Origin of the sequence: Pseudomonas sp. MEJ108 (genome assembly GCF_030208985.1) — a bacterium.
Classification (GTDB): Bacteria; Pseudomonadota; Gammaproteobacteria; order Pseudomonadales; family Pseudomonadaceae; genus Aquipseudomonas; species Aquipseudomonas fragariae.
In genome coordinates this window covers 1-12,256 of the sequence record NZ_JARVSW010000057.1, presented here as the reverse complement: position 1 = coordinate 12,256, position 12,256 = coordinate 1, and the positions used below count along the sequence as shown (strand labels likewise).

The 12,256-nt window shown below is 60.0% G+C and carries 6 protein-coding genes; 4 read left to right on the top strand and 2 right to left on the bottom strand.

The window, feature by feature from the left end; all coding sequences use genetic code 11:
* Nucleotides 1-45: 45 nt before the first annotated feature.
* Nucleotides 46-1,746 (bottom strand): cyclic peptide syringomycin export ABC transporter SyrD, encoded by a 1,701-nt coding sequence (gene syrD / locus QRN50_RS21920; protein WP_003408051.1) that lies wholly within the window; start codon nt 1,744-1,746, stop codon nt 46-48.
* Nucleotides 1,747-1,826: 80 nt separating this feature from the next.
* Nucleotides 1,827-2,888: a TauD/TfdA family dioxygenase gene (locus tag QRN50_RS21915; protein ID WP_003408049.1), complete on the bottom strand. Its 1,062-nt coding sequence runs from the start codon at nt 2,886-2,888 to the stop codon at nt 1,827-1,829.
* 331 nt (nt 2,889-3,219) lie between these two features.
* On the opposite strand from QRN50_RS21915, the gene syrB1 reads away from it, so the two are divergent.
* The 4 genes from syrB1 to QRN50_RS21895 form a co-directional block, all read left to right on the top strand.
* Nucleotides 3,220-5,064 carry a syringomycin E biosynthesis L-threonine--[L-threonyl-carrier protein] ligase SyrB1 gene (gene syrB1, locus QRN50_RS21910; protein ID WP_060406165.1) on the top strand — a complete coding sequence of 615 codons (1,845 nt, stop codon included), beginning with the start codon at nt 3,220-3,222 and terminating at the stop codon, nt 5,062-5,064.
* Between the two features lie 17 nt (nt 5,065-5,081).
* Entirely contained in the window at nt 5,082-6,014 is a 933-nt protein-coding gene (syrB2, locus tag QRN50_RS21905; RefSeq protein ID WP_011267819.1) for a syringomycin E biosynthesis L-threonyl-[L-threonyl-carrier protein] 4-chlorinase SyrB2, read from the top strand.
* Between the two features lie 72 nt (nt 6,015-6,086).
* Nucleotides 6,087-7,298, top strand: coding sequence for a syringomycin E biosynthesis aminoacyltransferase SyrC (gene syrC / locus QRN50_RS21900; protein ID WP_060400567.1), 1,212 nt, complete (start codon nt 6,087-6,089; stop codon nt 7,296-7,298).
* Nucleotides 7,299-7,698: 400 nt separating this feature from the next.
* The coding region (locus tag QRN50_RS21895) for a non-ribosomal peptide synthetase (protein ID WP_285427610.1) at nt 7,699-12,256 on the top strand (4,558 nt) is incomplete at its 3' end.

Below are 12,256 nucleotides of genomic sequence, written 5' to 3'. Positions count from 1 at the left end.
CGTGTCGTGAAGGATCGTCCCTGGAAAGTTGAACAGCGCTTCAGATCAGGCGCGCTTGCCCTCAACCGCGCACTTCACGTCGGAGACGATGCAACCATCCGCCAACTTGATGATGCGGTCGGCCAGCTGGAAGTACTGATCGTCGTGAGTAATGATCAGGATCGTCTTGCCGCGACGCTTGAGGTCCGGCAGCAGTTCCTCGTAAAAGAAGCGCTTGAACGGCGGGTCCTGGTCGGCGGCCCACTCGTCCAGCAGGTAAATCGGACGGTCCTCCAGGTAGGCGCACACCAGTGCCAGGCGTTTCTGCTGGCCGTATGACAAGGCCGTGGTGGTCGAGTAACCAAGTCCCTCGATCTTGACCTTGTCTTCCAGGCCCAGAGTCGAGAGGTATGTCTGCGCCTGATCGGTGCTGGGATGTTCTTTCTCGTCAGGACCTATCAATCGGTTGAACAGATGGAAGTCAGAGAACACCGCCGAGAACAGGTCGCGATAGTCGCCGCGCGAGTCGTCCGTGACCGCCGCACCGTCCAGCAGTAGCTGACCCTCTTGCGGGATGTACAGGCCGCAGAACACTTTGGCCAGGGTGCTTTTGCCACAACCGTTGCCGCCGACGATGTAGACCAGCTCACCGGAGTGGATCGTCAGGTCGATAGGTCCCAGGGCAAAACCGGAACTGCTCTGCGGGTCCTTGTAGTTCATGTGTACGTTCTTGAGCTGGATACTGCCCCAGGACTTCTTGTGATCGAGAAGCAGCACATTGTCTGCATCGCTGGTTTCCGGCTCCGGATGCGGTTCGTTGATGGAGAATCCGAAATCCGCCAGTCGCGTGCAGGCAATACGTCCCTGGGCCAGCATCGGCATGGCGCTGACCAGCATCACCAGCGGGCCCATGATGTACAGCACCGCCAGCACACTGGCGCTCATGGTCTTGGCGTCGATAACAGCGAACATCGGCGCAGCGAACAGCAGGCAGCCGACCAGCAACGACAGGGTCAACTGGCCAACGTTTTCGGCGGCAGTAAACCAGAGCCGTTCGATGTAGTTGTACTTCGCGACCCGAACCGAAGACTCCTGGATCGCCGAGCGGCTGAACCAGCGGCGGCGAATACCGTTGAGTTTCAGTTCCTTGAGGCCGAACACAAGCGCGTGTGTGTATTCGTTGAAGGCCGTGAATTCGTCGCGCACCTTGTGGGTGAACTTCATGCCACCCATGAAAAACAGCAGGTACATTGCAACGCCCAGGATCATCAGCGAGATGGTTATCGCAAACACCACCCAGGACAGGTAGGCCAGGTAGGCAATACCGAACAGGAACACCGCCGACTCCACCAGGATCGTCGGCATGATCAACAGCGTGGCGTTGAGTTGCGGAATATCGCTGGTCAGCAGGGTCAGCACATTCGGCGCACCGCGGCGGTCGACTTCCTCAAGCGGCGTGCCGAGGATCTTGCGGCACAGGGCAATGCGCAGACGGGTCATGATGCGCATGCTGGCGTAAGCCGGAAACAGCGACGCACCGTTGCGGAACAGGAGCGCCACCACGCTCAGGCCGACAAACCAGAACAGCGACTGACGCTGAAAGGTCTCCTCGTGAATCGCCTGGTTGATCACATTGACCACGGCAATGGACGCAACGCCGCTGATGAGCCCTGTCAGCAGCGTAAAGAACGTCAGCCAGGGATGGCTGCTCCATAACAGACGCATGATCGAGCCTGGTCTGGCCTTCTTCTCTTGCTTGGTTTTCATTAGCTGCTGCCCTTGAATGCATTAGCCAGCGCGGGCGCCGGTGGTTAAAAGTCCTGGCTTGATAACGGGATGTCGATCATTCAGGCCGGTTGCCAAACGTCGCCCCGAGCGGTCATTTCGCCCATGGCGACAACGATCAGCCGAGGTTCTTCATAAGGATCACGGGCGTGGGCGGCAAGCATGTTGTCAAGCATCACCACATCGCCCTTGCGCCATTCGAAACGCACAGCGCAAGCCTCGTAGGCTTCACCGATCAAGGCCATTACCGGGTCCTCGATGGCTGAGCCGTCGCCATAGCTGACCAACCGTGGCAGGCGGTCGGGGCCGAACATGTCGAGCAGGTCCTCTCGCAGCTCCTCGCCCATGCAGTACGGGTGATGCAACTGCACTTGGTTGAAGAAACAACGCTCGCCCGTGAATGGATGGGTGATCACCGCCGGGCACTGGGTGCGCAGCTGCAGGGTGTCGCCGTCAAGCCATTCGAAGTCCGTACCTTGCTCGCGGCAACGCTGTTCAATAACGCTGCGTTCGGACGTACCGAAGAACGATTCCCAGCTCGGCTCGACACCGGCGGTGAAGGTGCGGCTGTAAAGCAGACCTTTGCTCTCGAAGCGCTCGACCACCTCTTTCGGCAGGTACGCGAGCACTTGACGGATATCCGCCAGCGGCGTTGCCCCACCCACCCGCGATGGCTGCTCGCAGAAGAACCATTGCTTGCGTGGCCAGCTTTCCAGGTGCGAACTCTCGTTGTGATAGAGGATCATCTCGCGCTCGGGATACGGCGTTGAGCGATAGACATTGCGCCCGCCTTCCTTCTTCGGAAGGTCGCCGTACGTGCCGTGCAAGCCAGGCGAAAGCGCCTCGGCAAAGCCCTCGAAGGCCGCGACCGAAGGCAGATCAAATCCCCGAAACAAGACCGCGCCGTGACGGCACAGCAGCGTCTCGATCGCTTCGCGCCGGGCGCTGGCCCACTGCACCGGGTCCAGCCCGTCAGCCGTTGGCTCGATCACCACAGGCAAACTGTTACCGGTAGCCAGCAAGGACAACCGTACCGACGGGTCAGCGGCCCTGTCGGGCCAGGTTGGCGCATCCGTTTGCTGTTCATCAGCGAAAACGGGCGCAGTGTTAGCTTGAAGACTCATGAACAAACTCCTGGACCTCAGCCCTTCACATCCACTTTTGTAGGGCGCCAGACCAGCACGCTCCGGCACCGCGCAAGAATAAAAACACTGATGGCCTAAGGCGTCTGTCACCGCAATCCGGGACATCGGTCGCGAAGAGTGTCGATGCGTACTGATCTGAATCGGCAGGCTTTGTCCCCATTTCCCTCGACAGACGCAGCCCGTTAGTCGGTGCTGAAATGCGCCAACTGCGGATCATGCCGGCCCATTGACGGATTCGTCAGGCCGCAGGGATGTCTCGATTGCAGCGGATTTGAGCGCTGCATCTGGTTATTACACAGGAGCTTTGGTCATGCCGATTACGAACACTGACGAATCGCTTAGCGCCGCGTCAGCCCCTCTCAAGCCCGGTGCTTTCCTGCACGAGATATTCAGTGACAGGGCGCGTCAATTTCCTGAGCGCACCGCGGTGAGCGATGCAGCCCGGACGTTGAGCTACGCACAGCTCGACGCGCTGTCGACAAAGCTGGCTGCACGTTTACGCGATGAAGGCGTGACCTACGGCACGCGTGTGGGCATGTACCTGCCGCGCAGCGTCGATCTGGTCACCAGCCTGCTGGGTATTCTCAAAGCCGGCGGCACCTATGTGCCGGTCGACCCGCAATACCCTGGCAAACGCGTCGAGCACATCGTGCGCGACAGCGAGCTGAGCCTGATCATCGGCGATGCCGCCAACCTGCCGAAAATATCGTCTCTGCGCGTATTGGCACTCGACGAGTTACTGTCCGCGCCGGCGCTGCAACCGGCCGCTCAAGACACCCGTATCGACCCGAATAATTCCACTGCCTACATCATCTACACCTCTGGCTCCACCGGTGAGCCCAAGGGCGTACAGGTTTCCCATGGCAACGTCAGTCGCCTGCTGGAAAGTACCCAACGCGCCTATGACTTCAACGCCCAGGATGTCTGGTCGATGTTCCACTCCATCGGTTTCGACTTCTCGGTCTGGGAAATCTGGGGTGCCCTCGCCCACGGCGGCCAGGTGGCCGTTGTCCCGTATGACGTCTCGCGCTCTCCTGCCGCCCTGCGTCAATGGCTCGCCGATCAGCGCATCACCGTGCTCAGCCAGACGCCATCGGCTTTCCGTGGTCTTGATGAGGCCGATCGTGGCAACACCGCGCCGCTGGCGCTGCGCTACGTGGTGTTCGGTGGCGAAGCGTTGCCCGCCAGCGTGCTGCGTCCCTGGGTCGAGCGCCACGGTGACCAGAAGCCCGCGCTGATCAACATGTACGGCATCACTGAGGCCACCGTTCACACCACCTTCAAGCGAGTGTTGGCGCAGGACCTGGAAACAGCAGCCATGGTGTCGCTGGGCAAGCCGCTGCACGGCTGGCGCCTGCACCTGCTTGACGCCAACCAGGCGCCGGTCGCGGCAGGCACTAGCGGCGAGCTGTACATCGAAGGCGCGGGCGTGGCTCAGGGCTACCTGAACCGTGAGGCGCTCAACGTCGAGCGCTTCGTCGAGTTACCCGGTGCTGTACGCGCCTATCGTACTGGCGACCTGATGACCCTGGAGAGTAATGGCGAATACCGTTATGCCGGTCGCTGCGACGAGCAATTGAAAATCAGCGGTTTCCGCATCGAGCCCGGCGAGATCGAAGCCTCTCTGCAAACCAGCCCGAGCGTGGCCGCTGCCCATGTCGGCGTACATGATTACGGTGATGGCGACCTGCGCCTGGTGGCTTACGTGGTGCCAGGCCAGGGCGTCGACGCCTGGACCGAACAGGCTCGCAGCGAAGTTGCCGCATTGATGGCCGACAATTTGCCGGAGTACATGCGTCCCTCGGTGTATGTGCCGCTGGCAGAACTGCCGGTGACTCATCACGGCAAAATCGACAAGCAACAACTGCCCTCGCCTGCCGCTGGCACGGCGCCTTCAAGCGCGGCAGACGTCAAGGGCCTCAGTGAGCAGGAGCACTTCGTGCTCAAGGTCTGGAGCGAAGACCTGGGTCTGAAAAACATCGGCGTCAATGATGATTTCTTCGATTCCGGCGGCACTTCACTGGCACTGATCCGCTCGCTGAGCAAGCTCAAGACACATTACAAAATCAACCTCGACCCCGGAATCCTGGCGGATGGCGCAACGGCCAAAGTCCTGGCCGACCACATCACCCGTAGCCTTGTTCAAGCCCATTGACCGAAAAGGAAAAGCTCATGAGCAAAAAATTCGCCTTAACTGCGGAACAGCGTGCCTCGTTCGAGAAAAACGGTTTTATCGGGCCGTTTGACGCTTACTCGCCAGAAGAAATGAAAGAAACCTGGAAGCGCACCCGTCTGCGCCTGCTCGACCGTAGCGCTGCCGCCTACCAGGATCTGGACGCCATTTCCGGTGGCACCAACATCGCCAACTATGATCGCCATCTGGACGATGATTTCCTGGCCAGCCACATCTGTCGCCCGGAAATCTGCGATCGCGTCGAAAGCATCCTCGGCCCGAACGTGCTCTGCTGGCGTACCGAGTTCTTTCCCAAATATCCGGGCGATGAAGGCACCGACTGGCACCAGGCCGACACCTTCGCCAATGCCTCCGGCAAGCCACAGATCATCTGGCCGGAAAACGAAGAGTTCGGCGGCACCATTACTGTCTGGACCGCATTTACCGACGCGAACATTGCCAATGGTTGCCTGCAGTTCATTCCCGGCACCCAGAACAGCATGAATTACGACGAAACCAAGCGCATGACCTATGAGCCCGATGCCAACAACTCGGTGGTCAAGGATGGCGTGCGTCGCGGTTTCTTCGGCTATGACTATCGCCAGTTGCAGATCGATAAGGACTGGAAACCCGATGAGGCCTCTGCTGTACCCATGCAGATGAAAGCCGGGCAGTTCATTATTTTCTGGTCGACGCTGATGCACGCGTCCTATCCGCACAGTGGCGAATCACAGGAAATGCGCATGGGCTTCGCGTCACGCTATGTACCCTCGTTCGTCCATGTCTACCCGGATTCGGATCATATCGAAGAGTACGGCGGTCGCATCAGTCTGGAGAAATACGGCGCGGTGCAAGTGATCGGTGACGAAACACCGGAATACAACCGGCTTGTGACCCACACCACCCGCGGCAAGAAATTCGAAGCGGTCTGACCCGCACACGTCATACGACAGTAGCCACGCGCAATGTGCCTGAAAAAAGCGCCCGACAAAGAGTGAAGATCCATGACTATTTCCTCCGATGCAGCGATGCGTCTGTGCGAGACGGTGAGGATGCTCAGGCACCTTGCCCTCAATTTGCCCGATCCGGTGTGCCTGAGCTTTCTCGCCCGGGACGACGGCCCTCTGCCAGAGCCGGCGTGCTCCAGCGTGCGAGCCACGGAGCGGGCGATCAATGCGGCGTTTGCGCGCATTGGTGTGCGCACCCTGCAGTACTTGCACGGTGGCGAGACGCAACTGTCGTCGTTCGAATACTTTATAAGCCGCAAAATCTGCGAAGCGCTCGACTATAGCTACGAGCACTTCGACGATGCCGGAGACGTCACCGCCTTCAATCGACTGCTCAAGCATTTCGAATTCAGCGGTGCAGTGCCGCACATCGAGACATTGCACCTGACCACCTGTGACCATGCTCCGTTGCTGGTGCATGCCAGTGCCAACCGCGAACGGCCTCCTGTGGTTCTGGCATTGCCCTGCGGCATTCCGTTCGATCTCTGCCGCGACTGGTTCGACGCCTTGAGCGAGCGCTTTTTTGTCGTGACCTGGGAAACCCGAGGGCTGTTCGGTGCCTGCGAGGCGTTCGACCAGATCGCGGTGGACACCGATGCCCAGGTTGCCGACATGATCAGCGTAATGAATCACTTCGGGTTATCGACCGCACATCTGATGGGCATCTGCGGCGGCGCGGTCATCGCCCTGAGCGCCGCTGCTGCCCACGCCGAGCGGGTCAACTCCCTGAGCCTGTGGCATGGGGATTACAACCTGGGCGACAATGACCTGCGCACCGCTCATCAGCAAAACTTCGAGTGGCTGATGGAAAGCGCTGCTCAGGATCGAGACGAGGCTGCCGACCTGCAAGCGATGTTCCTCGATCAGGCAACGCTGGCCACCACCCCTGAGTCCATTGCCCACGTAGTGCTTTACCCCTACGTCAATCCCGAGTTGTTCTATCGCTATGCGCGTTTGAATGACGCGCTGAACAAGACCGAGCTGGCACCACGACTGACGCGCATCACCGCGCCAACCCTGGTAGTGGCTGGCGATGCCGACTCGACTACTCACGTCGGCGGCTCACGGCATATCGCCGCGTCGATCAAGGACGCCACGCTGCACGTAGAGCGCAATGGCAGCCACCTGGCGTTCTTTGCCTCCAGCCAGCAATCGAAACAAACCGCCTTCAGCTTCCTCGAAGAAGTTCTTCAGCCCGCTGTCGCCTGACAGGCATTCGATACCTCGCCGAATGGAAAGGGGGCTTAGGCCCCCAGCTTTACTCTGCTCTGCGACCTTGAGCGCGGCGGCGACCGACTCACCTTCAAAGCGGCACACTGGCGCAGCAATCACCAACCTTCCCTTCAGCGCCCCGCTCCATAGGTCAATCGAATCGGTCCAGGCCTCTACACCGGCGCGGCGCGGCGCCGTCCCGAATCACTGATCAACCAACCCGGAAGACCACCGCGCTCAGTTGTCCCAGCTTCCCATGACAGACATCCCCAGGTGGATGCTCTATTTTTTTTTCAATGTTTTTAATCCTCCCGCCGACTGGCAGTCGTCCAGCGCCATGCCGCGCCGTCCATCGACCGGAGACGAGCCAATTGATTTCGCAAACAGGTGCTTTGAGATGAATTCGTTGATCGACAATCTGTGCACGCAAGGACAAGAGTTCCTTCCGCTGGCTTCGGTTCAGCAAGGTATCTGGCTTGATCAGCTCGCCTATCCGCACCTGCCTTATTACAACATCGGCATGACTCTGGAGATCAAGGGCGACATCGATATTGCACTGTTCGAAAAAGCCATCCAGAGGGTTATCGACAGCCATGACGCGCTGCGTCTGAGTTTCAGCCACGAAAGGGGTATGGGCGGCCAGCGGGTTCTGTCCAAGGCGCCGTTCAAGCTTGAAGTGACCGATTTTCCTGAGGTCGACGGCGACACCGAGCAGGCCATTGCGCATCTGCGCGAGTCGTTCCGCCAACCCTTTGAGTCAATGACCGGACAACTCTGGGAATCGCGTCTGGTTCGTTGCGGGCCGCAACTCCATTACTGGTTCAATCGCTTGCACCACCTGGTTGCCGACGGCATCGGTGCAGTGCTGATCGCGCACGCCGTAAGCGATGCCTACTCAGGTTTGCTGGAAGGCAAGGAAACGCTTGCCGAGGGGCCTTCTTACCTCTCGTTCCTTGAAGAAGACAGGGCCTACATGGCGTCTTCTCGCTACGAGCGTGATCGACTGTTCTGGGAGCAGTCCTACGCACAACTGCCGCCGGTTCTGCTGCAACGCAGGGCGGACTTCAAGGCAGGCCTTACCAACGTCCCAGCCCCCAGTGACCAGGTTCAAGCCATGTTGCCCCGCGCGCTTTACAACGCGCTGACGCAGTTTGCCAGCGAATGCAACCTGTCCGTTGCTCATGTACTGGTCGGAGTGATCAGCACCTATTTCTGCCGCACCGTGGGCGTCGATGAGATCGTTGTCGGTATGCCGGTGCATAACCGTACCAATGCTCGTCAGAAAGCCACCATCGGTATGTTTTCCTCGGTCAGCCCGATTCGCGTGGGCTTCGATCCGCATGAAACGCTGGTCGATCTGATGAATAACATCGGCACGCAACTACGTCGCACTTATCGCCACCAGCGTTTCCCGATTGCCGAACTCAACCGTAGCCTGCGGCTGGCGCAAAACGGACGCCACCAGTTGTTCGATGTTTCACTGTCATTCGAAAGCTTCGATGGTGACGTCACGTTCGGCAGCGAGGACCCGGCGCGGGTGCTGATGCTGGACAACGGTTACGAGCAGACGCCCATGGCGATCTTCGTACGCGACTACCATCCTTCTGAAGACATCCACCTGGATTTCAACTTCAACACCGCTTACTTCCCCTTCGAGGAAGCTCAGCGCGTACAACAGCGCATTTTCGCCATGCTTGAAGCTGTGCTGAATCAACACGACACGCCTTTGGCGCACTTCCCGCTGATGAGCACAAGCGAGCATCAGCAACTGGCAACTTTCAACGACACTGCGCACCCTTATCCGCGTGATGTCCTGATCCACCAACTGATCGAAAAACAGGCCGCCCAGCGTCCGGATGCCTGCGCCGTACGCGGCGACAGCGGGCCGTTGCTCACTTACGCCGAACTCAACCAGCAGGCCAACCAGCTCGCCCATCGCCTGATCGAACTGGGCGTGGAGCCGGATACGCGGGTCGCAGTCAGCCTGCGTCGCGGCGCGGAAATGGTCGTGGCGCTGTTGGGTATTCTCAAGGCCGGTGGCGCCTACGTGCCGATCGACCCCGACCTGCCCAGCGCTCGCCAGGCCTATATGCTTGAGGACAGCTCGCCGCAGGCAGTGCTGACCACTCGGGACCTGAGCGACAACCTGTCGGCCTCGGATCTTCCGGTGCTGGTGCTCGATGGCCACGATGACCGCGCCCAGCTTGCCTCACAGCCGACCGGCAACCCGGATGCCAAGGCCCTGGGCCTGCAGCCGAATCACCTGGCTTACGTGCTCTACACCTCCGGTTCTACCGGCACGCCCAAAGGCGTGATGAACGAACACCTGGGCGTGGTCAACCGCTTGCTCTGGGCGCGCGACGCCTATCAGGTGAACAGTCAGGATCGCGTACTGCAAAAGACCCCGTTCGGGTTCGACGTGTCGGTCTGGGAGTTTTTCCTGCCACTGCTGACCGGTGCCGAACTGGTCATGGCCCGTCCCGGTGGCCATCAGGATCCGGATTACCTGGCGCAGGTGATGAGTGACGCGGGCATTACCCTGCTGCACTTCGTGCCCTCGATGCTCGATGTGTTTCTGGAACATCGCTCAACCCGCGACTTCCCGCAACTGCGCCGCGTGCTGTGCAGTGGCGAGGCCTTGCCTCGTGCGTTGCAGCGCCGTTTCGAGCAACAGCTCAAGGGCGTTGAACTGCACAACCTGTATGGCCCGACCGAAGCGGCCATCGACGTTACTGCCTGGGAATGCCGTCCGACGGATCCGGGCGACAGCGTGCCCATCGGCCGCCCGATTGCGAACATTCAGATGCACGTACTCGATGCCTTGGGCCAGCTGCAACCATTGGGTGTGGCCGGTGAGCTGCACATTGGCGGTATCGGCGTGGCGCGGGGTTACCTGAATCAGCCGGACCTGAGTGCCGAGCGTTTCATCGCCGACCCGTTTTCCGAAGACCGGCAGGCACGCCTGTACAAAACCGGCGACGTCGGTCGCTGGCTGGCCAATGGCGCACTGGAATACCTGGGCCGCAATGACTTTCAGATGAAGATCCGCGGCTTGCGTATCGAAATCGGCGAAATCGAGGCGGCGCTGGCTAAACACCCGGCGGTCCACGAAGCGGTGGTCACTGCTCGCGAAGACATACCCGGCGACAAACGTCTGGTGGCTTACTACACGCAGTCTGCCGAGCACACTGCTGTCGATCTTGAAATCCTGCGCAGTCACCTGCAGCAACAGTTGCCGGAGTACATGGTTCCGGCCATTTATGTGCTGCTCGAGGCCATGCCACTGACATCGAACGGCAAGCTCGATCGCAAGGCGCTGCCAGCCCCGGACGGTGATGCGCTGATCAGCCGTGGTTACGAAGCGCCGCAAGGCGAAGTGGAAACCCTGCTGGCATCGATCTGGGCCGATGTGCTCAAGGTTGAACAGGTGGGACGCCATGACCATTTCTTCGAACTGGGTGGCCACTCACTGCTGGCGGTGAAATTGATCGAACGCATGCGCCAGGTTGGCCTGAGTGCCGATGTGCATGTGCTGTTCGGCCAACCGACCGTGGCGGCACTGGCGGCAGCTGCCGGTGGAGGCTCGGAAGTCGTGGTGCCGACCAATCTTATTCCCGAGCATTGCGACCGTATCACCCCGCAGATGTTGCCGCTGATCAACCTCTCTCAGGCGCAGATCGACCACGTGGTGAAGGACATGCCGGGCGGCGTGGCCAACGTGCAGGACATCTACCCGCTGGCACCGTTGCAGGCTGGGATTCTTTACCACCATATCAGTGCCGAACAGGGCGACCCCTACACCCTGAAAGCACTGTTCGCGCTATCTGACCGGGCGCGACTGGACGATTTCAGTGGCGCTTTGCAAGGCGTGATCAACCGCCACGATATCCTGCGCACCGCGGTGCTGTGGGAAGATCTCGATGAGCCGGTGCAAGTCGTGCTGCGTCAAGCTGAACTGCACGTCACCGAGTTGTTCCTCGACTCTGCAGACGGCCCGGTTGACGAGCAATTACACCAACGCTTCGACCGTCGGCATTACCGCCTCGATGTGCGTACTGCGCCATTGATGCGCATTGTCTTTAGCCATGACCCGGTCAACGACCGCTGGCTGGCGATGCTGCTGTGCCACCACCTGGTCAGCGACGCCACTTCCTTGTCCGTGATACTGCAGGAAATTCAGGCGCACCTGCTCGGTCAGGGCAAGGCGTTGGGTGAGGCAGTGCCATATCGCAACTATGTCGCTCAGGCACGCCTGGGTGTCAGCGAGGCACAGCACGAAGCGTTCTTCCGCGACATGCTCGGCGATATCGACGAGCCGACGCTGCCGTTCGGTTTGCAGGATGTGCAGGACCGTGGTCGCAACCTCGAAGAGGCCAGCGTGACCCTGGCGGCCGAACTGAACCTGCGTTTGCGGGCTCAGGCTCGACAGGCAGGCGTCAGCGTCGCGAGCCTGATGCATTTGGCCTGGGCACGGGTGCTGGGCAATGTCTCGGCCTGCGAACAGGTGGTGTTCGGCACGGTACTGCTGGGCCGTATGCAGGCCGGTGATGACGCCGACCGTGCGTTGGGCATGTTTATCAACACCTTGCCGTTGCGCGTCGATATCGGCGCAACGACAGTGGCCGAGGGATTGAAGGCGACCCACGAGTGGCTGACGGCTTTGCTGGGGCATGAGCATGCTCCGCTGGTACTCGCCCAGCGTTGCAGCGGCGTGGCCGCACCGACGCCGCTATTCAGTGCATTGCTCAACTACCGACACAGTGTCGTGAGCGATGTTTCGGCAGAAGCTGCCAGCGCCTGGGGCGGGATCGAGTCCTTCGGCACCGAAGACCATACCAACTACCCGTTGACCCTGAATGTCGATGATCTGGGCGATGCTTTTACACTCACCATTCAGGCCGTCCAGCAAATCAATGCCCAGCGCATCGGCGAGTACATGCAGGTTGCACTGCGCA

Bases quoted from the DNA above. Each gene is read 5' to 3' on its own strand.
- syrD (WP_003408051.1), bottom strand. From the start codon at position 1,746: ATGAAAACCAAGCAAGAGAAGAAGGCCAGACCAGGCTCGATCATGCGT.
- QRN50_RS21915 (WP_003408049.1), bottom strand. From the start codon at position 2,888: ATGAGTCTTCAAGCTAACACTGCGCCCGTTTTCGCTGATGAACAGCAA.
- syrB1 (WP_060406165.1), top strand. From the start codon at position 3,220: ATGCCGATTACGAACACTGACGAATCGCTTAGCGCCGCGTCAGCCCCT.
- syrB2 (WP_011267819.1), top strand. From the start codon at position 5,082: ATGAGCAAAAAATTCGCCTTAACTGCGGAACAGCGTGCCTCGTTCGAG.
- syrC (WP_060400567.1), top strand. From the start codon at position 6,087: ATGACTATTTCCTCCGATGCAGCGATGCGTCTGTGCGAGACGGTGAGG.